The organism is Halopseudomonas phragmitis (assembly GCF_002056295.1).
Taxonomy (GTDB): Bacteria; Pseudomonadota; Gammaproteobacteria; order Pseudomonadales; family Pseudomonadaceae; genus Halopseudomonas; species Halopseudomonas phragmitis.
Genome location: NZ_CP020100.1, coordinates 2,090,986 through 2,113,263, shown reverse-complemented (window position 1 = coordinate 2,113,263; position 22,278 = coordinate 2,090,986). Strand labels below are relative to the sequence as shown.

The following is a 22,278-nucleotide window of genomic DNA, read 5'->3' as shown; positions in this document are numbered from 1 at the left end:
TCCTATTGCAGAACCAGGTTGGTGAACAGCACCGACTCAATTACCGGGTTGCCCACTTCTTTTTCCAGCAGGGCCTGAACCGCCAGAGTTGCGCGCTGGCGCAGCTCATCCTTGCCCTCCGGAGTCAGCAATACCTCGAACTCCTCGCTGGAAAACAGCATGACCAGTTGGTTGCGAATCAGCGGCAAATGCCGGTTCAGCGACGCCATGCCGCCCTGATCTCGACCCAGCAAGGCCACACTCACCTGCATATAACGCTGCCGGCCGGCATGGCTGTAATTGACCACGAACGGCGGCTCCAGCGTTTGATACAGCGCCATGGCTCGCACCGGGGCCACTGGCTCGGCCGGTGCTTCGGTGGTCTCATCGCGATCACCGCCAAGCAGAAAAAAACCGACGCCCCCAAGGGAGACCAGCAGCGCCAGCAAGCCGACGCCAACCAGCACAAACAGGGTTTTACGGCTCTTTCCCGACGATTCTGCTGCGACCTGCGCCGCCGCTGCTTGCTGCTTTGCCATGCCAATATTCCGTCACATCGCAGGCTTGAACGCCCGTTTTAACTGAATTCAGCAACTCCCGTGCCAATCTGGGAGTTGTTGAAAGGATGTGTGTAGGATATAGGCCTGAACGGCAAATGTCTTGGGTCGCGCCAGCTATCAAATATAGAAATCAACCAGACGCTGATTGCTGATCTGCTGCACGACCTGATTGAGCAACTCGACCTCCGGTTCAGCATCCAGGCCGGGCTGACTGGTCCCGGCATTGGCGGCAAGCCCTGAGCCGGTACCGCGGCCCTGCTGACCGTCGGGCGCCGAGTCGCCGACCGAAACGCTGTGCAACTCCAGCCCCTGCTGGGTGAAGAGTTCGCGCAGCCTGAAGACCTGCGCTTCCAGCGCCTCGCGCACCCCAGCATTCTGACTGACGAACTGCACCTGGTGTTCCTGACCACGGCTCTGGATGTGAATTTCCAGCGGCCCCAGCTCAGCCGGGTCCAAACGGATTTCCACACCCCGCAGATTCTGGCTGGACATCCACATCACCTTTTCCACTACGGAGTCCCCCCAGCCGCTCTGCCCAAAGGGAACACCCAGCGATTGAGAAGTCGCGGTTACCGCACGGCTGGTCAGCGCACCTTGAGCTGCAGCCTGCTGCGCCGCCCCCAGGCGTTGAGCGGCATCACCCGTTTCGCCGTCACTGCGACCTGATCCCGACACGCTGTCCAGGCTATCGCCCAACCGCGCGGCGAAACTGCTCTCGGCGGCCGCAGGCTGGGCCGTGATTTGCCGCAGATTGAGCTTCATCTCGAGCAGATCCAGCCGCTCCTTGCCGACCGCTGAGCGGGAGTCTTCAGCAGGCTGTGCAACCTTGGACTGGCTCTGACTCGGGTCAACGGCCACTCCTGAGGTCATGGTACGGGCATTGTCCAGCCAACGTACCCACTCATCGGCAATCGCGGCAATGACCTCCGGTGCGGCATTGGCCAGAGTCGGATCGGATACTTCCATCTCGCCGGCCTCGGTCATTTCCGCAGCCAGCGGGTCGACCGGCAACTCCTTGCCGTCGGCGGCAAGGGTCAAGGCTTCAATTGCCACCCTCGCCGCATCCGGATCATCACCATTCAGCAGCTCGATCAACGCCTCAAGCCGTTCAGGGTTCTGGCCCGCCAGGATCTCGGCAAAGGACTCCGGGGTCTCGCCATCCAGTGATACTGCCTGGATCTGCTCGTCACTGAACAGTCCTGCCTGGCGCAAATCCTGGCCAAGCGACAGCAGCAGATTCTGAGTGACATTCATTGCGCGGTCTCCGTAGGTTAATGCATGCAATCGGTAGCGTTACCGACTCCAAGCAAACTACGGGCCAGCTTATTGGAATAACGAAGCGATTCAGGGGGAAAGCAGTGGCTGCAGGCGTTGAAAGCACCTGCGCATGTCGGCCAGCGCCTGTTTGGCCCTGTCGCCATCCGCCTGCTGGCCAGCCAGCTCGGCAGCGAGACAGGACTGTTCCAGCGCCCGGGCACCGATATTGCCACAACTGCCTTTGAAACTGTGGGCCTGCTGGCGAAAACCTTCCCAGTCCTGACAATCCAGGCAGTAGCTCATCAGGTGCAAACGTTGCTGAGCGTCAGAACGAAAGGTGGCGAGCAATAACGCGAAATCGTCCTGCATCAGTTCACGCAGGTTCGCTTGTACCTCTTGATCAAGATCAGGCAATGTTACGGGCATACGATCCTTGTTTATTAGTCAATTCCAGCGCATCAAGTCAACTAGGGAACCTCTGCAAAACGTAGGCGAGGCCGGCAAGACAAGGCAAAAACAGCCGAAAAAGCGGAGTTTACGTGGTGTAAATGAGCATTTTGAGGCTGTTTTTAACGCAGTATTGCCAACGCAGCTAGTTTTTCAGAGGTTCCCTAGTATGCCCAAGCCGCCACTCAAAGACCACCGCCACCCGGTTGCCGGCCGGGCTGAAGCTCATATCCCGCGCCAGCGCCCGGATCAGCGCCAGGCCGCGTCCGGCATAGCCATCGGTACTGTCTTCTGGAACTGGCGGGTTGAAACCCCGGCCACTGTCCTCCACCTCGATGAGCAACTCGCCCCCCTGCGCCAATGGCCGGTGATCCAGCGACACACGGATCCAGCCGTCATCAAGTTGCTGTAGGCGCCGATTACGTTCGGCGTAATATCGACTAAAGCCTGCTGAATCACGTTTCCAGCTGGAGTCCAGCGCCAGCAGGCCATGCTCCAGGGCATTGCTATACAACTCGGTGAGAATGGTGAACAGGCTGCCGGCGTGCTCACGCAGCCCCGGCACATCCATCAGCACCTCTAGCAGAAATGGCAAGGGGTTATGCTTACGAATCGAAGCCGCTCGAAACTGGTAGGACAATTGCCAGTCTTGCGCGGCCAGATGATCGCTGGCCAGTTGACGCTGAGCCGGCGGCTGAATGCCGTTCTCCCCCATGACCACTTCGAGCAGGCTTAGGTCATCCTCTGGGCTACCGTGGAACGCCTCGATATCTTCCAGCAACGCATCAAACACCATAGCCGGGAGCCCGGCCTGGCGCTCCAGCACAGCCATTACCCGCTGCTCGCCAAACTGCTCGCCGGCCTGATTGCGACTCTCGATCACGCCATCGGTCCAGCACAGCAGCCGCTCACCCGGAGCTACCGACAGCACCACCGGATTGGGGTCGAAACGCTCGGCACTGGCCACTCCCAGCGGCAAATGCGCGGAGGGAATCCGGTGTAGCAGTTCGGCCTGCGGGCCGATGATCAATACCTCAGGCAAACCACCGTTCCAGACCTCAACAAGACCTTTGCCCGGACTGATCTCAATGAGTACCGCGCAACAGAAAATGCCCACCGGTAAAATCCGCCCGAGCTTGTGGTTGAGTTCAAGCAGGATGTCACGCAGATGGAAGCCGCGCGCTGTCATGGCATAGAACACCTCGGCCAATGGCATGGCGCCAATGGCCGCCGACAGTCCGTGCCCGGTGAAATCGCCCAACAGAATATGCATACCTCCAGCAGGCTTGTAGGCCGCCAGCAGGATATCGCCGTTGAACATAGCGAAGGCCGATTGCAGATAACGCAGATTGGGCGCCCCCAGACAGCCAGCATGGGCCACCCGATCAAAGATGATCTTGGCCAGCTCCTGATCACGCAACAGGTTGCGATGCTGGCTAGCGATCAGGTCACGCTGGCTCTGCAGGGTCCGGTGCATCTCCTGCATGCGCTGGAACGCCTGGATTTTGGCTCGCAAAATGATCGGGTTGTAAGGCTTGGTAAGAAAATCGTCGCCGCCAGCTTCCAGGCACTGCACCAGCGCCGTCGTCTCGCTCAGACTGGTGAGAAAGATGATCGGGATCAGATCCTCGCCGGCGTCCTGGCGAATCAGACGGGCCGCCTCGAAGCCGTCCATCTCAGGCATCAAGGCATCCAGCAGGACCAGATTCGGGCGCTGGCGAGCAAACTGCTCGACGGCCTCCCGGCCGTTCTCGGCACGGATGACTCGATGGCCCAACTGCTCCACCAGGCGGCCGAGAATCATCCGGTCGGAAGGATTGTCATCGGCGATCAGGACCGTCAGTGCCTGACTGGGACCGAGGTCTGTGGCACTGGCGCGACTGACCGATGACATGATTCACTCGATAGTGAAAAGCTGTTCGAAATTGGAAATGCTCAGAACCTTGCGCACATCGGCATTGCAATGCGTAATCTGGATATCGGCCATATCGCCGCCAGCATGATCACGCAACAGCAACAGCATACCCAGCGCTGAACTGTCGATATAGTCGGTGTCATGCAGATCGACTACATAACGCTCGGGGCTCAGCCCTCCGCGCTCATAGGCTTCGCGAAAATCCTGGTGAGCTCCAAAATCGAAACGTCCACTGACCTTGATGGTCAAAACCTGGCCATCAGCTGACATGTTGGCCTGAATAGGCATGCTGACACTCCCTTGGCGAAAAGCTGCGCCGCCCCGGTCGCCCGGAGTCAAGACGGCTGTCTCAACTATGTAGCACAGCATGTCACCGCTGTCATGGTGCCGGGGACCAGATTCAATAGTTACCGCGCGCCCTCTGAGATAGTTCGTCCAGCAGTTTCTGCTCCTGTCGATCTGCTCGGGCCCTAGCCTCCTGACGATAGCGTTCGATCAGCTTGCGTAGCGCTTCCAGCCGCTGGTAGCGCTGTTGCCACTGCGCCCTGGCCTTGTCGAGGCTTTGCCGATGCCAGGCCACAGTCTGGCCCTGCTGTTCGATAGCGCTCTGCATCTGACCCATGAAGCGCTGATAGTTAAGCAGCCAGTCCCGACCCACACCCTGCGCCCCTCGCTGAGACCAGCCTTTCTGATATTCACCGCTGTAGTATTCCAGGTCGCGCAGACGCGCCTCGGCATCATCCACCTGGCGCTGACACTGCCCGAGCATGGCCGCCGCCTTGCGTTCGTCCTCCAGCGCCATGTCCAGCACCGGGATCAGACGACGGATGCGGGTCTCACTCATGACTGATGATCTGCTCCAGAGCGCTGTGACTGTCGTTCAGATTGACGCTGACGTGCAGGCCCTGGCGCAGGAACGATTGCATAACCGGCATTTTCTCGACCGCCTTGTCGATCAACGGATCAGACCCAGCGGCATAAGCACCGACGCTGATAAGGTCGCGACTCTGCTGATAGCGGGCATAGAGCTGCTTGAAGCGTTGGGCCTGTTGCAGGTGTTCGGGACTGACAATCTGCGGCATGGCCCGACTGATCGAGGCTTCGATATCAATCGCCGGGTAATGGCCCTCTTCAGCCAGCCGCCGCGACAACACCACGTGGCCATCGAGAATAGCCCTGGAGGCATCAGCAATCGGGTCCTGCTGATCATCACCTTCGGACAGGACGGTATAGAACGCGGTAATGGAACCGCCACCCTGTTCGGCGTTACCGGCCCGCTCGACCAACTGCGGCAACTTGGCAAATACCGACGGGGGGTAGCCCTTGGTAGCTGGTGGCTCGCCAATGGCCAGGGCGATCTCGCGCTGTGCCTGGGCAAAACGGGTCAGCGAATCCATCAGTAGCAGCACATTTTTGCCCTGGTCACGAAAATACTCGGCGATCCGGGTGCAATACATGGCTGCGCGCAAGCGCATCAGCGGCGCATCATCGGCCGGCGAGGCAACCACTACCGAACGAGCCATGCCCTTCTCGCCAAGGATCTGCTCAATGAACTCCTTGACCTCACGACCACGCTCGCCCACCAGACCAACAATAGTGATGTCAGCATCGGTGAAGCGGGTCATCATCCCCAGAAGCATACTTTTGCCCACGCCACTGCCAGCGAACAGACCCAGGCGCTGACCACGTCCTACGGTCAGCAGGCTGTTGATCGAGCGGATACCGACATCCAGCGGCTCCTCAATCGGGTGGCGTTTGAGCGGGTTGATCACCGGGCCGTTGAGGTCGACCCAGTCATCGGCCTTGAACTGGCCCTTGCCATCGAGCGGTCGGCCAATGCCATCCACGACCCGCCCGAGCATGGCGTTACCCATCGGCAACTTGCCGCCACCGGCACTGGGTACGACCCGCGCGCCCGGTTGCAGACCCTGCATACTGTCGACTGGCATCAGGTAGATCTTGCTGCCAGCAAAACCCATAACCTCCGCCTCAATCCGGGTCTGCCCCTGCGGCGTGTCGCTGATCACCATGCAACGACTGCCCACTGGGGCCTTGCAACCCTCGGCTTCCAGGGTCAGGCCAACCATACGGATCAGGCGCCCTTCGACCACCGGCTCGGACGGCAACTTCAGTGCCTGCTGATAGCCTGCCAGACGTCGGGCAAAGCTGATGCGCTCAGGATTGTTCATCAAAGGGCTCCGGCCCAGGGCCCGAGACCGGCAGGTCCGCTGCCGGTGGATGTGCACGCTGCTCGCGGCGTTGCTCGAACAACTGGATGATCAGTTGCTCGAGCCGGGTTTCCAAGGTCGCATCGACCTGACTGTGTTCGGTCTCGATCCGGCAACCACCGGGCAACAGCTGCTCATCTTCGAGCAACCGCCAACGCTCCTCATGCCGCTCGCGCAAAGCCTTGACCGCCTCGAAATCGACAGGATTGAGGTAGATACGGATGTTTTCGGCCCCCATCGGCAGCACCTTGAGCGCCCCACGCAGTACCGTGAGCACCTGGCTGGAGTCGATTTTCAACTCGCGCTGCACAACCTGGCGAACCATATGCTCGACCAGATGCAGGAGCATGTCCTCGATTTGCTCGTCCTGCTGGCGCAGCGGTTCAAGCAAATGCCCCAAAAGCTGTTCAAATTCGGCAACCCGGGCATCCATGCGGTTGCGGGCTTCCTGCTGGGCCTTGAGTTGGCCGGCATGAAAGCCGTCTTTCTCACCGGTGGAAAACCCTTCGTTGTAGGCTTCCTCGCGAATCTGCTCCAGCTCTTCAACGGTAAAGGGTTTGGGCGCTTCGAGCTCGTCGGCCTCCTCAAGCTCAGACTGCGGAATATCCTCTGGCTCGTCTTCGGGCTCCTCACGTACCACCGGCACATGGTGCTCGGCCTCATCGAAGCTGGGCAGATCCCAGCGACTGAGCCCTGTCAGTTGATCGCCGCGAATCAGTTCCGAGTCGGGATTGCCGCCGGCCATTTAGATCATCTCCTCGCCACCCTTGCCGCCGAGCACGATCTCGCCGGCATCGGCCATGCGCCGGGCGATGGTCAGAATTTCCTTCTGCGCGGCCTCGACTTCGCTGATCCGCACCGGGCCTTTGGCCTCCAGATCGTCCTGCAACAGCTCAGAGGCACGCTTGGACATATTGCGGAAGATCTTTTCCTTGACCGGCTCGTCCGCGCCCTTGAGGGCAACGATCAGCACCTCCGAGGAAACCTCACGCAGCAGCGCCTGAATGCCCCGGTCATCAACATCAGCCAGATTGTCGAAGACAAACATCAGGTCTTCGATCCGCGCCGACAGATCTTCATCCAGTTCCCGGATTGCTTCGATCAATTGCGACTCTGTGCTGCTTTCCAGGAAGTTCATGATATCGGCGGTGCGCTTGACCCCACCCATGGTTGCCCGCGTGGTATTGGAATTGCCGGCAAACTGTTTCTCAAGAATCTCGTTGAGTTCCTTCAGCGCGCTTGGTTGAACCGTGTTGAGGGCGGCCACCCGCAACAGTACGTCGAGTCGCACCTTGTGATCAAAGTAGCTGACGACTTCAGCGGCCATATCCGGGTCCAGATAGGCCACCACAATAGCCTGAATCTGCGGATGCTCGTAGCGGATCACATCGGCCACCGCGCGCGGTTCCATCCACTTGAGGCTGTCCAGACCCGAGGTGTTGCCGCCCAACAGAATCCGGTCAACCAGGCTATTGGCTTTGTCTTCACCCAGTGCCTGGGTCAGCATCTTGCGAATGTAATTATCTGAGCCAACCCCCAGGCCCGTCTGCTCTCCGACGGTCTCGATGAAATCGCCCATCACCTGCTGGACCTGGTCGCGCTGCACTGTACGCATGGATGCCATGGCACTGCCGACCCGCTGTACTTCCTTGGGGCCCATGTGCTTGAGGATCGCCGCGGCGTCGGACTCACCCAGGCTCAGCAGAAAGATAGCGGCCTTGTCCAGCTTCGACAGCTTCTGGGGTTTTCTCGCTTCTTCAGTCATCGGCGTTGATCCACTCTTTCACCACCTGGGCGACACGGCCGGGGTCTTCAGCCACCAGGCCTTTGATAGCATTGAGCTGCTGCTCATAACCGGCATTGGGCGGCGGTAACATCATGGCCGAACTGGCCGGCCCGGACAGACTGACCTGATCATCACGCAGATCATCACCCAAGTCGATATCGTCAATTGATGCCGGGTAGCCCGCAGTTTCAGTCGACTTGCCTGCTCCGGCCAGATTCTTAAGTACCGGACGCAAGACTCCGAATACCAGCACCAGAACGAAAAGTATACCGAGAATCTGCTTGGCGATATCCCAGAACCAGGGTTCGGACCAGAACGGGATGCTGGGAATCTCAGGCACCTCACCCTCGGCCACGAACGCGGTATTGATCACGCTGACGCTATCACCACGACTGGCATCATAGCCCACCGCGTCCTGGACCAGACGAGTCAGGCGCGCGATATCCGCTTCGGTCAACGGAGTGCGGACCAGTTCACCCTCAGCATTGGGCAACAGCGGATCATCGACCACCACGGCCACCGACAGCCGGCGCAGGCGGCCCTGCTGCTGGCGGGTATAGCTGATCTGGCGGTCCAGTTCGAAGTTGCGGGTCGCCTGTTCGCGGGTATCGCGCGGCGGCGCCGGCACGACGGGCTGACCTGTTGCCGGATCGATTACCTGTTCCGGCGCTTGGGCCATACCTGGCGGCTGGTTGGTCAAGGCTCCGGGGATACCCATAGGGGCCTGACCACCGCTGCGCGCTTCGCTAAGCACCTGCTCGCTGCGCAGCGCCGCGTCCGGGCTGAACATTTCGGCTGTCGATTCGACTGCGCTGAAGTCGACATCAGCCGATACCTCAGCCTGATAGCGTCCGGAGCCGAGTACTGGTTGCAGGATACTATGGACCCGACGGGTATAGGTTTCCTCCATGCGCCGGGTGTAGTCAAACTGGCGACCGGCAATGGTCAGCTCACTCAACTCGTTCTGATCGGACAGCAGATTTCCATTCTGATCAACCACGGTGACCAGATCCTTGCTCAGCTCCGGCACGCTGGTCGCCACCAGATTGACAATAGCCATCACCTGAGCCGGCTCCAGTCGGCGCCCGGCATACATTTCCAGCAGCACAGAGGCGCTCGGTTTGCGGTCATCGCGGACAAATACGGTGGTACGCGGCATGGCGATGTGTACGCGAGCGGCCTTGACGTTGTAAAGACTGGAGATGGTACGAGCCAACTCGCCTTCCAGCCCCCGGCGATAACGAGTGGTCTCCATGAACTGACTGGTGCCCAGCCCCTGCTCACGGTCAAGAATTTCAAACCCAACATTGCGATCGCTGGCACTGACACCGGCGCTGGCCAGCCGCAGACGGGCATCGGCCAAGTCTTCGCTGCGCACCAGCAATGCGCCGCTGTTGGGCTCTACCCGATAACGAATCCGGCCCTGCTGCAATACTTCTACCACCTGCCCGGAGTCATAGCCTTCCAGACTGCCATACAGCGGCCGCCATTCCGGTTGCTGCGACCATAGTACAACGGCAAAACCAATAGCCACGCTGGCAGCCAGCCCCACCAGCAGGGCGAACTGACGCAGCATCGGCAGTTGCGCCAGGTTGTCGAGAAAAGCCAGGCCCAGCAAAGGCTTGCGCTGAGCCTCAGCGGACTCGACGCCGGCCCGGGTGGCAGGGGTATTGGCAGTGCTGGCGGTTTCCATGCAGCTATCCTCAGAACATCAGGGTCGGCGTTGGCTGATCAGATGGGCATCTTCATGATGTCTTCGTAGGCATTGATCAGGCGATTGCGCACCTGCGTCATGGCCTGGAAGGCAACACTGGATTTCTGCGCGGCGATCATCACATCGGTCAGGTCGATTCCCGGCACGCCGCGCTCGAAGCCGCTTTGCAGCTCACTGGTGGTCTGTTGCAACTCGTTGACCTTGTCCACCGCCTGCTTGAGCACGTCATCGAATGCCGGTGCATTGACGTTTTGCTGTACCTGGGCCGGTGCCTGCGGTTTGCCCATGGCTTCCATTTGCATGGAACGCATCTGCAGCATCAGTCGGTTGAATTCTACACCCTGGGTCATCGTAACCTCCAAGCCGTGATTTTTTTGACGGCGTGTATCGCTTTGAGGTTAGTTCAGCAAGATTGGTGCCAGGTTACCAAGCAACAGCATAGAGCGTGGTGTTCTGAACTGGGCGCGACACTCCCAGGGGATTACCCGGACTCAGTACGCCACCAGATCCCGCTCAACATCAAACCCGGCATCACGCATCTGCGCCAGCTTGTAGCGCAGGGTACGAGGACTGATACCCAGGCGCTCGGCGGCTTCCTTGCGTCGTCCACGCTCAGCGCGCAGCACGTCAATGATCAGTTGGTACTCGCGCTGACGAACGCCAGTTTCCAGGCGTTCAGGCCCGGCAGCGACAGGAACCGCAGGAATCGCCGGCGCTTCGGCCGTCGAGAACTGTACCAGCGGAGCCGCCGCCAGTCCCGGCGGGCCAGCCAGACAGAGATCCGCAGCGGCGATGAGCCCACCCTGCTGTAGAATCAGGGCGCGTTGTACAGCATTATCCAGTTCACGCACATTGCCTGGCCAGGGGTGGCTGCGCAAGGCCTGACAAGCATCCTCGGCAAAGCGCACACCAGTCTGTTTCATCTTGGCTGCGTGACGGGCCAGCAAACGTTCGGCAATTGGCAAAATATCGCCGGGACGAGCACGCAACGGCTGCCACTGCAGCGGAAAGACTCCGAGTCGGTAATACAGATCTTCACGGAAACGCCCAGCCGCAACCTCAGCAGCCATGTCCCGGTTGGTGGTAGCAATGACCCGGATATCCAGGTCAATCAACTTGCGCCCCCCCACCCGCTCCACTTCACGCTCCTGCAATACCCGCAACAGCTTGGCCTGAAGACCCAAAGGCATTTCGGAGATTTCATCGAGCAACAGGGTGCCACCATTGGCTTGCTCGAACTTGCCGGGCTGCGAGGCAACCGCACCGGTAAAGGCCCCCTTCTCATGGCCGAACAGGGTAGCCTCGAGCATATTCTCGGGTATCGCCGCGCAATTGATCGCGATGAAGGGCTTGTCGGCCCGTGGCGATTGCTGATGAATGTAGCGCGCAAGCACCTCCTTGCCTGTGCCCGACTCACCCGAGATCAGTACTGTCGAATCACTGACGGCAACCCGTTGCGCCAGCGCCAGCAATTGCTGACTGGCCGGTTCGACCGCCACCGGCCCCTGGTCAGCACTGGATTGCAACTGACCCTGAGCGTACTGGCGCACCAATGAAGTCAGAGCCTCCGGTTCGAAGGGTTTAACCAGATAATCCACCGCACCATCACGCATGGCGCCCACAGCCTGGTGTACGGTGCCGTAGGCCGTCATCAGCAGCGTCGGCACTTGCGGATAGCGGTTGCGCAGCGTACGCAACAGCGCGTGACCATCCATGCCCGGCATGTTCACGTCACTGACCACCATGGCCACCGGTTCACGCGCCAGAAGAGCCAGGGCGGCCTCAGCGCTTTCAGCCTCGCGATAGGCATAGCCTGCCAAGGCCAGGGTATCGACCAACGCTTCGCGCAGCGCCTGATCATCTTCCACCAGTAGAACTGGCAGCATCTTCTGAGTCATGATTACTCCTCCCCACCAAGCTGAATCGGCAATAGGACTTCGGCGCAGGTACCCCGACCGACCTTGCTGCGCAAATGAAACGCTCCACCGTGCGCCCGCACCACCGACTTGACCACCGCCAGTCCCAGACCGGTTCCCTGGGGCTTGGTGGTATGGAACGGCTCAGCCAGGCGCGCCAACAATTCGGCACTCATACCTGGACCGTTATCCACTACACACAGACTCAACTGCCCTTCCAGCCGCCGCGCCACCACCTTGAGCCCTGAGCTCATCGAACCGGCCTGGCAGGCATTTTCCACAAGGTTGAGCAAGGCACTGACCAAGGTTTCGGCATTGCAACGCAGCCACCCCTGCGGTGGGCACAGGTCAACCCAGCGGCACTTGATCCCGGCCTGCTCCAGCACCGGCTCGGCCTGCAGACGCAAGCGCTCGAACAATGCCGGCGGCGTCAAACGATCCTCCAACGGCAAGTCGCCTCGGGCGAACAGCAACATATCGCGCACCTGCTGCTCCATGGCCTGCAGCCGATCCTTCAGGCGCAGACTGAAACGTTGGCGTTGTTCAAGACTCAGAGCGTCATCACCCAGGTGACTGGCATACAGCAGCGCCGTCGACAGCGGTGTACGAATCTGATGCGCCAGGGAGGCAACCATGCGCCCCAGCGCCGACAAGCGCTCATGGCGGGCCAGACGAGCCTGCAACTCCCGGGTTTCGGTAAGATCGTTGATCAGAATCAGTTGGCCCGGCTCGCCACGCAAAGACCGGGTAGCAAGCGAGACCCGCCGACCACTGCGCAGCGAAACTTCATGGTAATCATCTTCGCGCGGGGCAAAGCGCTCTTGAATCAGGTCACGCCAGAGCTGACCTTCCAATGGTTCACCCAGCAGTTCACGCGCCACCGGATTAGCCTCGCGCACCACGCCCCGACCATCGAGTACCACCACGCCACCCGGCAACAGATCCAGGAGATTTTGCAGACGTGCCGTAACACAGGCTTTTTCCGCCAGCTCTTGGGTCCGCTGGGCATGCATATCGGCTAGTTGACGCTTGAGCGTATCAACCTGGGCCTCAAGCAAAGCATGGGATTCGATCAGTTGTGCAGAGACCTGCTCAAGCAGCGCGCGGCTCTGCTCGATACGCTCGGCCTGAACGGCCTCGGTTGGTGACTGCCTGTTATCAGGCAGCGAGTGTGCGGATACAGCCATGGGGCATCCCCTGATCGTTGAAACTCCGGTCAGGGAGGGCTTAAGCAAGCCCTATGCCACCAACTAATAAACAAGAAAAAACAACAAGTTACGAAAAAACAAGCAACTTAAACGTCAGTCTTCTGACGCATCGATTCCGCGATTTATGCCGTACTTGCGCATCTTCTCGACCAGCGTGGTACGCCGGATTCGCAAACGCTCGGCAGCCCGTGCCACGACCCCTGAAGACTCATCCAGCGCTTGCTGGATCAAGGTTTGCTCCAGACCACCCAGATACTCTTTCAGATCCAACCCTTCAGGTGGCAGGAAAGCTGGACTGTCCAGTCCAACCAGACCATTGAAGGCTTCACTGCGTTCATCTTCATCGTCACGCAGTTGACGCAGGTCCTCGTGATCATCTTCGACATAACGGAACTTTCGTGGCAACTCACCGACGCCAATGACCCCATGCGGATGCATGATCGCCATACGCTCGACCAGATTAGCCAGCTCACGTACGTTGCCCGGCCAGTCGTGCCGGCACAGCGACATGATCGCCGAGGTGCTGAAACGGATCGAGCCCCGCTTCTCGGTTTCCATCCGGGTAATCAATTCATTGAGCAGCAGAGGCAGATCCTCAATCCGCTCACGCATGGCCGGCATTTCGATCGGGAAGACATTCAGGCGGTAATAGAGATCTTCACGGAAGCTGCCCTGCTCAATCATTTTCTCGAGGTTCTTATGGGTCGCGGCAATGATTCGCACATCGGCGGTTTGTACCTTGTTGCTGCCAACCCGCTCAAAAGTCCGTTCCTGCAGCACCCGCAGCAGCTTGACCTGCATCGGCAGCGGCATGTCACCGATTTCATCGAGGAACAGGGTGCCCCCCTCGGCCAGCTCAAAGCGCCCGGCACGACTGGTAATTGCTCCGGTAAAGGCGCCCTTCTCATGACCAAACAGCTCGCTTTCAAGCAACTCGGCCGGAATCGCACCACAGTTCACCGGTACGAAAGGAGCATCCTTACGCCGTGAGTGGTAATGCAGATTACGCGCCACTACTTCCTTGCCGGTGCCTGACTCACCCAGAATCAATACGGTGGCTTCGGTGTCGGCAACCTGCTGCATCATCTGCCGCACTGCCTGAATCGGCCGGCTGGTGCCGACCAGACTACGAAACAGGTTAGGCTCGCGCTGACGCGGCCGGCTGCTGCGCTCATCGAAGACTTCGCGATAAACCTGGGCCCGGTGCAGAGTGTCGAGGAACTGGCTGTAGCTCAGTGGCGGCTCCAGCACCGCCAGCAGACGCTGACGCAGGTGCTCAGGCCAATGGCTGGCCTGGGCCGGGTCCAGCATTACCACAGGCAGGTTTTCATCCCACTTGTCCAATTGCCCAAGCAGGCCCTGAACACCATGGTCATGGTCACAGCGGCCGAGAATCACGCACTTGACCGAACCGGGCGACTCGAACTCGTCATTGACGTCGCGCTGCCAGTCCGAAGACGTGGAAATGACCGCCTCCTCCCCCAGGAACCCCAGAATCACACTCAAATCGTGACGATTCTGCGGGCAATCATCGATAAGCAAAATATGGCTATTGAGCAGCATAGCGTGGCAGACGTCCTGTTAACGCACGAGCGGCACCAGTGATTTTTGATAGCGGTGCGCCAGCTTTTTTTGAATGGCCCAAAGGTAGTCAGATTCGACACCAGAGTCAAATACTTGGCGCGGATAAGGTATCGCAAAACGCCCTTATCCGTTAGCCACACAGGACAAACGGTCAGGGCGAGCAACTAACGGGACAATTATAGCAATCGAGCGCAAAAATCCAGCGCTCAGGAGAACATCTGATAAACCTTGGCACCAGCCTTGCCGCGCTGCATGCCTTGCAGCTCCTCGGCCAGCTTGCCTTGGACCGCCTGGCACAGACCGATCACCTCCCGATAGGTGGCCAACAATCCGTCCAGAGTTTCCACCACCACCTGGTCATCACGCTCGGGCTGCTCCATGGCCTGGGCAACCTGCTGGCGGCACAGCTTGTCCAGTTCACCCACCTGCTCCCAGTCACCGGCACGCACCGCGGCGATCAGCGCTTCATGGGTCTGCTGCAACTGCTTGACGGCTTGAGCCATGACTATCTCCTTAGGCGGCGTGACGAATGCCATCCCAACCGATTTTGACTTCTCGCAACAACCCGGCCACTTCGTCGAGGATTGCCGGATCATTCTGCAGATTGGCAGCACTCAGACGCTGTTGCATGAATGCATACAGGTTATCCAGGTTTTCGGCAATCTCGCCACCCTGCTCCCGGTTCAAACCGTCGCGCAGGCCACCGATAATCGCCACAGCCTTGCCTACCAACTCCCCCTTGAGAGCCAGATTGCCATACTCCATTGCACCCTTGGCTTCAGCAATCCGGCGCAACCCACCCTCCATCAGCATCTGAATCAACCGATGCGGATCAGCTTCACTGATCTGGGCGTTGACGTTGACAGTTTGGTATTGCTTCATGGCGGCGTAGGCATTCATCGAGCACATCCTGAGTGAGTGTTGCACATACTTCCTGTATCGGCGGCCGGGAGAAAACTTTAGGGAAAATGTCAAAAACGCCGGCGGCGAAATCCTGCACGCCTTCAACCACGTCATCGCGAAGGCCGTAGGCCTGTGGCGATCCAACTGCCGGGGCGGGTACCGGTGGATTGCCACATCGGCGGATGGCCGCCTCATGCGACTCGCAATCACGAAATATGCTCAAGCAGGCTCGATGGCGTCCCAGCCGTCCTTGATCTGGGCCAGCAACAATTCAACCTCATCCAGGGTACGCTGCGTGTCATCCAGAGCCACACCTGCCAGCTTGCGAGTCATGTAGTCGTAGAGTGCGTCCAGATTCTCGGCGATCTCACCGCCCAGTTCCTTATCCAAGGCTGCCTGCAAGGCACCAATGATGCTGATAGTGTTGCCGATAGCCACACCACGCCGCTCAACATTACCGGTTTCCAGAGCATGCCGGGCCAAACGTATCCGCTCAATAGCGCCAGCCAGCAACAGCTGGACCGCGCGATACTGAGAGACTTCCTGGGAAACCTTGACCTGCTTGTAGGTGTCGATCGGATTGCTCATCGTTTCCTATCCTGTCTGACCACGCCCGGCAGATTGGACAACTGGTTTTCGAGATATTGGCTGGTCTGACTGAGCTGCCCTACCAGCATATCCATGGCGTTGAACTGCGCAAAAAGACGCGTTTCCATGGCAGACATCCTGCGATCCAGGTCTTCACGCTGCTTATCGATATTCTTGAGAGTGGTCTGCAGCGACTTGGTACGCTGCTCGAGAATTCCACCGGTCTGTATATATGGCTCAGCGCGTGCTTCCAGGCGCCCCATCAAACCTTTCTCACCCGTCAGGAAACCCTGAACCTGATCGAAGTTACGCTCCAGCGCCTGATCCAGCTTATCGCTATCAATTTCCAGCTTGCCGTCCTGCTTGGTGGTAATCCCAAGATCGGCCAGAATACGAATATCACCAGAGCCTTGAGCATTGCCAAGCTCGGTGCGCATGGCACTGAGGAATGAACGTACGGTAGCGTCACCAACCAACGGTCCGGCCAGTGGCGTACCAGAATCACCGCCAACCTGGGTTACCCTGGTCAGCGAGTTGGTGGTATCGATCAGCTTGTTGTAGGCATCGACAAACTTCTGCAGGTTGGCCTTGACCCCGGCGCGGTCTTCAGCCACGGCCAAGTTGAAGGTATTGGCATTAGCAATATCCTCGGCCGACTGGGGTTTTTTGAGGGTCAGGCTCACACCTTCAATCACATCATCAATGGTGTTGCTGGCACTGCTCATCAGCAGGCCATCCACAGCAAAGCTGGCATCACGAGCAAAGCTGATCACCCTCGCGGCTCGCGGATCATCCGGATCCGCCGCAGGAGGCTGATAGTTGGTCGCAGTTGGATCAGGCGGGGTAAAGGCCAACCGACCCAGATCACCGGTGGCATTGGCCACTTCGACCTGGATATCTTTGCCTGAGCCGCTATTGGTAGAAGTCAACACAATGCGCGCCCCGCCAACCCCTGACGGATCATTGACGATAGCCGCGCTCAACCCTTTGTCGGCACCAGCGGCATTGATCGCATCACGGATCGCGCTAAGCGACTGCTTATCCTCACCGATCTGAACATTGATGACCTCGTCACCAACTGTGATGTTCAGCTCGCCCGTACCAACCTGGGTAGTGGCCGAATCGAACCCAGCCAGAGCCACCTTGCTGCTCTGGGCCAGGTTGAATACCTGAACACTGTAGTTGCCCGCTGCTGCGCTGGAAGTGGCCGTGGCGGTAAAATAGTCCGTGTTGGACGAGGTCGCGGTGCGCTTCTGGAACAACGCCGAATCATTGAGATTCTTCAGCGCAGTCTGAAAATCGGAAATAGCACTGCGGAACTGCCCCAGTGCAGAGAACTGTGCGGTGGTCTTGCTTTCCAGACGAGAGAGCGACGCGGCCTTGGGGGCACGTTCAGCGTCCATGATCGCTTTGACCATGGAGTTGATATCCAGCCCCGAACCAATACCGGTAATATTCATGCTACTCACCTCGTTGCCGTTTTCTTGACGGCATCAATGCCTGATGGGTTCACCCAGAGCTTTCAGGCAAGAAACGGGCCAGCTCAAGCCTCCGCTTCAAACAACAAGCTACGAATCTCCGATAGGTTCTCTGCCAGACGCAGAGCCTCCTCGGAAGGAATTTGACGGATCACATCACCAGTAGCCGCCTCGGTGACCCGGACTACGACTTGACCTGTGCCATCATCCAACTGGAAATTGATATCCCGCCGCACGCTCTGGACAAAGTCCTGCATGTCCGACACGGCTTTTTCCAGACTCTGGCGATCAGCCGGTTGGACATCAACTACTGCGGGAAGTGCAGTCTTGTTCTGATTATCTGGAGCCTCTGGCGCCTTGCCCGCTACCAGACTAATGACCTTACCGGCAGCCGCGCTGACAGCAGCACCTGCAGGCCGCTCAGCCCCCGGTGTTCCAAGCATTCCCATGTCCATGGCGGTATCCTCATTAAGGACAATGCGGGAGAAAGGCTAACACCTTTCCCCCGTCATTTCACATCCCGTCAATCTTACTGCAACAGGCTCAGTACCGCCTGCGGCAACTGATTGGCCTGAGCCAGAATAGAAGTGCCGGCCTGTTGCAGAATCTGATTCTTGGTCAGATTCGCAGTCTCAGCGGCAAAGTCGGTATCCTGAATCCGCCCGCGCGCTGCCGAGACGTTCTCAGCAATATTCTGCAGGTTGGCAATGGTATTCTCGAAGCGGTTCTGCACCGCACCGAGGTCGGCACGCTGGGAATCGATCTGCTTGATCGCTTCGTCGATGACCAGAATGGCCGACTGAGCACCTGCGGCGCTGGTGATGTCGATGTCCTTGACACTGTTAGCAGCCACTGCGGTAGTCGAAGCGGTCACAGCAGTGAAGGTCACGCCAGAACCATCAGCATCGTCCATGGTAATGCTTGTCAGTGCGTTGCTGGTGCCATCTTCAGCCACACCCGAGATGATCTGGTAAGCTCCGTTTTCATCCTTGAGCACACCCACCCCGAGATTCAGATCGTTGATTGCGGCAGCGATCTTGTCAGCGACTACAGCTCCGGTATCACCGTCCTTGACATCGACAGTGATTTCCACATCATCGATATCCTCAAATACCAGCGTAAACTCCAGGGTTCCGTCAGCAGTTGCCGGACCAGCGGCTCCCAGTGCAGTTCTGAAGAAGTCACCTTCGAGCGAGCTGGAACTCATCTCGCCAATACCGACACTGATAATTTCGTTGGCCGCCGAGCCAACCTGGAAGCTGGAGATGCCAAAATTACCGTCCAGCAGCTTGCGGCCACCGAAAGTGGTAGTGTTGCTGATCCGGTCGATTTCTTTCTTCAGCTGAGTGACTTCGGCATTCAGCGCCTCACGCTCTGAGTCGCTGTTGGAACCGTTGGCCGATTGCAGCGACAGGTCACGCATGCGCTGCAGAATATTGGTGGTTTGCTGCAGAGCGCCTTCGGCGGTTTGCGCCAGCGAGATGCCGTCGTTGGCATTACGTACCGCCACGTTCAGGCCGTTAACCTGACTGGTCAGACGGTTGGCAATCTGCAGGCCGGCAGCATCATCCTTGGCGGAGTTGATGCGCGAGCCAGTGGACAGACGTTGCAAGGAAGTCTGCAGTGAACTGGCCGAGCTGTTGAGGTTACGCTGGGTATTGAGCGATGCTACGTTAGTATTTACTGTCAAGGACATGGGTCGCCTCCACTGAAGCTATTTAAGGCTACTGCCTGGGTTGCGTCTCAGGCACCCACCACTTCCCAGGCACCGATAGAATCCGCATTCAGACAGGTTATCGACCAGGCTGGCTTAAGCTTTAGCCCGATAACGACTTTTTACTCACCGATACGCAAGAAGCCGGGCATACGCCCGGCTTCTCAACATCAAAATGCTTAACCAAGCTACTCAGCCAAGTAAGCTCAACACAGCCTGCGGCAACTGATTGGCCTGAGCCAGGATCGAAGTACCGGCCTGCTGCAGAATCTGGTTCTTGGTCAGATTCGCAGTCTCGGCGGCAAAGTCGGTATCCTGGATACGACCACGGGCTGCCGACACGTTCTCGGCAATATTCTGCAGGTTGGCAATGGTGTTCTCGAAGCGGTTCTGCACCGCACCGAGGTCGGCACGCTGAGAGTCGATCATACGAATCGCCTCATCAATCACCAACACGGCAGCCTGGGCTCCATAGGCAGAAGTGATGTCGATGGCACTGACAGTGCTGTCGGCAGCCGCTGCCGCATTCGTGGCATCAAGCGTAATATCGGCCAGAGTGACTTCAGCTGGCAGCGAGGTAAACTCGATACCCGTAACGGCCGGGCCGTCACCATCTGCATTCGAGTTGGTAATTACTTGCCAGGCATCATTTTCGTCCTTCTGTACACTCACTCCCAGATTGGCGTCGTTAACAGCAGCTGCCAATTTGGCCGTGATAGTCTCAGCATCATCGGAAGCACTCAACTCAACACTCAACTCCACCGGATCAGCGACCCCATCCAGCGTCACCTCAATGGTAGCCGTCCCCCCAACATAATCTGCTGGCGTACCGATTGCCGCAGTCCCAAAAGCCTCGGTATAGAAAGTACCATTCAACGAAGTCGAACTCATTTCGCCAATACCGACACTGATGATTTCGTTGGCCGCCGAGCCGACCTGGAAGCTGGTCACGCCAAAGTTGCCATCCAGCAGCTTGCGACCACCAAAAGTGGTGGTGTTGCTGATCCGGTCGATTTCCTTCTTCAGCTGAGTCACTTCAGCATTCAGCGCTTCGCGCTCGGAAGTGCTATTGGAGCCGTTGGCCGACTGCAGGGCCAGATCACGCATACGCTGCAAAATATTGGTCGACTGTTGCAATGCACCTTCGGCGGTCTGGGCCAGCGAGATACCATCATTGGCGTTACGCACTGCCACATTCAGACCATTGACCTGGCTGGTCAGACGGTTGGCGATCTGCAGGCCGGCAGCATCATCTTTGGCACTATTGATGCGCGAACCGGTGGACAGACGCTGCAAGGAAGTCTGCAGCGAGCTGGCGGAGCTGTTGAGGTTACGCTGGGTATTCAGCGATGCTACGTTGGTATTGACGGTCAGGGACATATAGTGCCTCCGATAGTGGCGATTGCCCAGTATCCACTCCATGGTTCGACCGAGGTCGGGCAACCATGAAATCTGCGTTCAATCCCTGTATCGGCAGCCACTGACAAAGCTTTAGGCCAGCACCGGCAATTCTTCGGGCAGCAAAAAGCCGGGCGCAGGCCCGGCTTTGCCCCACCACAAATACAACTTACTGCAACAGACTGAGTACGGCCTGGGGTAACTGATTGGCCTGAGCCAGGATCGAGGTTCCGGCCTGCTGCAGAATCTGGTTCTTGGTCAGCGTCGCTGTCTCCGCAGCAAAGTCGGTATCCTGAATCCGCCCGCGCGCTGCCGAGACGTTCTCAGCAATATTCTGCAGGTTGGCAATGGTGTTTTCGAAACGGTTCTGCACCGCACCCAGTTCGGCGCGCTGGGCATCGATCAGGCGGATGGATTCATCAATCACCAGAATTGCCGCCTGAGCTCCCGCCACATCGCGAATATCCAGATCAGCAATAGTGTTGTCTGCCACCGGTGTAGCAGCCGACAGGTCAACAGTAGTGAATGTCGCACCTGAAGCTGGAGTGGAGTCACCAAAAGTGATGGTCTGCAAATCGCTGACCGTTGGATCATTGGCATCAGTGCGCGAAATCACCTGATAGTCACCATCAGCATCAAGGTGCACACCCACACCGATATTGGCGTCATTGATTGCCGCTGCCAGTTTGGCGGTAAGAAGATCACCAGTATCGCCAGCTTTCAGTTCAACCGTGATGGTTGTGTTCTTGCTGGTGTCAGTAAACACCAGATCAAGAGTAACCTGGGTATCGACAGTTACCGTACCAGCCGCATCACCAAAAGCTTCCGAGTAGAAGTTGGTTTGCAACGACTGAGCACTCATTTCGCCAATGCCAACACTAATGATCTCATTGGCCGCCGAGCCAACCTGGAAGCTGGAAATACCAAAATTGCCATCCAGCAATTTGCGTCCACCAAAGGTAGTGGTGTTACTGATCCGGTCAATTTCCTTTTTCAGCTGACTGACTTCGGCGTTCAGCGCCTCACGCTCAGAGACGCTGTTGGAGCCGTTGGCCGCCTGCAAGGCCAGATCGCGCATACGCTGCAGGATATTGGTCGACTGCTGCAGAGCACCTTCGGCGGTCTGTGCCAGCGAGATACCGTCATTGGCGTTGCGTACCGCCACGTTCAGGCCATTGACCTGACTGGTCAGGCGGTTGGCAATCTGCAGGCCAGCAGCATCATCCTTGGCGGAGTTGATGCGCGAGCCGGTGGACAGACGCTGCAAAGAAGTCTGCAGCGCATTGGATGAAGTATTGAGGTTACGCTGGGTATTCAGCGACGCCACATTGGTGTTCACCGTCAGGGACATGTCTTGCCTCCATTGTTGCCTGTTGCCCGTACCGCGATCACCAGGCAGCCATGCAATCTGCATTCAACGAATATTCGGCATCGATGCAGACGAACGACTGCATTGCCGCTTTTTAATGTCACAAGGTTGAATGAGCAGGAAGTGTGCCAACAACAATAAAGCGCCCAACCACGGCCACTTACAGCCAGCCAGACCGACTGACTGCCGAGATATTCCGGCAAACTTTTGCCGCGCAGGCAAGCGCCTGCCGCA

Annotated in this window: 22 protein-coding genes; all 22 read right to left on the bottom strand. The window is 58.3% G+C overall.

Going from position 1 to position 22,278, the window contains the following annotated elements; genetic code table 11:
- Positions 1–2 precede the first annotated feature (2 nt).
- The 22 genes from BVH74_RS09715 to BVH74_RS09610 all read right to left on the bottom strand — a co-directional run bounded on the left by BVH74_RS09715 (position 3) and on the right by BVH74_RS09610 (position 22,026).
- Positions 3–518 (bottom strand): flagellar basal body-associated FliL family protein, encoded by a 516-nt coding sequence (locus BVH74_RS09715; protein ID WP_080049880.1) that lies wholly within the window; start codon positions 516–518, stop codon positions 3–5.
- Positions 519–656: 138 nt separating this feature from the next.
- A complete protein-coding gene (locus tag BVH74_RS09710) occupies positions 657–1,793 on the bottom strand; it encodes a flagellar hook-length control protein FliK (RefSeq protein ID WP_080049879.1) in 1,137 nt (378 codons plus the stop codon).
- A gap of 90 nt (positions 1,794–1,883) precedes the next feature.
- Positions 1,884–2,222, bottom strand: coding sequence for an Hpt domain-containing protein (locus tag BVH74_RS09705; protein WP_080049878.1), 339 nt, complete (start codon positions 2,220–2,222; stop codon positions 1,884–1,886).
- A gap of 166 nt (positions 2,223–2,388) precedes the next feature.
- Positions 2,389–4,137: a fused response regulator/phosphatase gene (locus BVH74_RS09700; RefSeq protein ID WP_080049877.1), complete on the bottom strand. Its 1,749-nt coding sequence runs from the start codon at positions 4,135–4,137 to the stop codon at positions 2,389–2,391.
- Between the two features lie 3 nt (positions 4,138–4,140).
- Positions 4,141–4,446, bottom strand: coding sequence for an STAS domain-containing protein (locus tag BVH74_RS09695; protein WP_080049876.1), 306 nt, complete (start codon positions 4,444–4,446; stop codon positions 4,141–4,143).
- Between the two features lie 112 nt (positions 4,447–4,558).
- Positions 4,559–5,002, bottom strand: a complete 444-nt coding sequence (gene fliJ, locus BVH74_RS09690) for a flagellar export protein FliJ (protein WP_080049875.1) — start codon at positions 5,000–5,002, stop codon at positions 4,559–4,561.
- Positions 4,995–6,347, bottom strand: coding sequence for a flagellar protein export ATPase FliI (gene fliI / locus BVH74_RS09685; RefSeq protein ID WP_080049874.1), 1,353 nt, complete (start codon positions 6,345–6,347; stop codon positions 4,995–4,997). Before fliI ends, fliJ begins: the two co-directional genes overlap by 8 nt.
- Complete coding sequence (fliH, locus tag BVH74_RS09680; RefSeq protein WP_080049873.1) at positions 6,334–7,131, bottom strand: flagellar assembly protein FliH; 798 nt, start codon at positions 7,129–7,131, stop codon at positions 6,334–6,336. Before fliH ends, fliI begins: the two co-directional genes overlap by 14 nt.
- Complete coding sequence (gene fliG, locus BVH74_RS09675) at positions 7,132–8,151, bottom strand: flagellar motor switch protein FliG (RefSeq protein ID WP_080049872.1); 1,020 nt, start codon at positions 8,149–8,151, stop codon at positions 7,132–7,134.
- Positions 8,144–9,865 carry a flagellar basal-body MS-ring/collar protein FliF gene (gene fliF, locus BVH74_RS09670; RefSeq protein ID WP_080049871.1) on the bottom strand — a complete coding sequence of 574 codons (1,722 nt, stop codon included), beginning with the start codon at positions 9,863–9,865 and terminating at the stop codon, positions 8,144–8,146. The genes fliG and fliF overlap by 8 nt, the downstream gene beginning before the upstream one ends.
- A gap of 38 nt (positions 9,866–9,903) precedes the next feature.
- Positions 9,904–10,236, bottom strand: a complete 333-nt coding sequence (fliE, locus tag BVH74_RS09665; RefSeq protein WP_080049870.1) for a flagellar hook-basal body complex protein FliE — start codon at positions 10,234–10,236, stop codon at positions 9,904–9,906.
- A gap of 141 nt (positions 10,237–10,377) precedes the next feature.
- Positions 10,378–11,772, bottom strand: coding sequence for a sigma-54-dependent transcriptional regulator (locus tag BVH74_RS09660; protein WP_231705605.1), 1,395 nt, complete (start codon positions 11,770–11,772; stop codon positions 10,378–10,380).
- 14 nt (positions 11,773–11,786) lie between these two features.
- Positions 11,787–12,989, bottom strand: coding sequence for a sensor histidine kinase (locus tag BVH74_RS09655; protein ID WP_080049868.1), 1,203 nt, complete (start codon positions 12,987–12,989; stop codon positions 11,787–11,789).
- A gap of 114 nt (positions 12,990–13,103) precedes the next feature.
- The gene (locus BVH74_RS09650; protein WP_080049867.1) at positions 13,104–14,573 is read right to left on the bottom strand and encodes a sigma-54 dependent transcriptional regulator; all 1,470 of its coding nucleotides are present in this window, start codon (positions 14,571–14,573) and stop codon (positions 13,104–13,106) included.
- A 227-nt stretch (positions 14,574–14,800) separates the two neighbouring features.
- Positions 14,801–15,097, bottom strand: a complete 297-nt coding sequence (locus tag BVH74_RS09645) for a flagellar protein FliT (protein ID WP_165443742.1) — start codon at positions 15,095–15,097, stop codon at positions 14,801–14,803.
- A 10-nt stretch (positions 15,098–15,107) separates the two neighbouring features.
- Entirely contained in the window at positions 15,108–15,494 is a 387-nt protein-coding gene (gene fliS, locus BVH74_RS09640; RefSeq protein ID WP_080049865.1) for a flagellar export chaperone FliS, read from the bottom strand.
- Between the two features lie 222 nt (positions 15,495–15,716).
- A complete protein-coding gene (fliS, locus tag BVH74_RS09635) occupies positions 15,717–16,085 on the bottom strand; it encodes a flagellar export chaperone FliS (RefSeq protein ID WP_080049864.1) in 369 nt (122 codons plus the stop codon).
- Positions 16,082–17,545, bottom strand: a complete 1,464-nt coding sequence (fliD, locus tag BVH74_RS09630) for a flagellar filament capping protein FliD (RefSeq protein ID WP_080049863.1) — start codon at positions 17,543–17,545, stop codon at positions 16,082–16,084. Before fliD ends, fliS (BVH74_RS09635) begins: the two co-directional genes overlap by 4 nt.
- 83 nt (positions 17,546–17,628) lie before the next feature.
- Positions 17,629–18,018, bottom strand: coding sequence for a flagellar protein FlaG (locus tag BVH74_RS09625; protein ID WP_080049862.1), 390 nt, complete (start codon positions 18,016–18,018; stop codon positions 17,629–17,631).
- Positions 18,019–18,092: 74 nt separating this feature from the next.
- A complete protein-coding gene (locus BVH74_RS09620) occupies positions 18,093–19,259 on the bottom strand; it encodes a flagellin (RefSeq protein ID WP_080049861.1) in 1,167 nt (388 codons plus the stop codon).
- Positions 19,260–19,469: 210 nt separating this feature from the next.
- Positions 19,470–20,657 carry a flagellin gene (locus tag BVH74_RS09615; RefSeq protein ID WP_080049860.1) on the bottom strand — a complete coding sequence of 396 codons (1,188 nt, stop codon included), beginning with the start codon at positions 20,655–20,657 and terminating at the stop codon, positions 19,470–19,472.
- Between the two features lie 187 nt (positions 20,658–20,844).
- Positions 20,845–22,026, bottom strand: coding sequence for a flagellin (locus tag BVH74_RS09610; protein WP_080049859.1), 1,182 nt, complete (start codon positions 22,024–22,026; stop codon positions 20,845–20,847).
- Between the last annotated feature and the right edge of the window lie 252 nt (positions 22,027–22,278).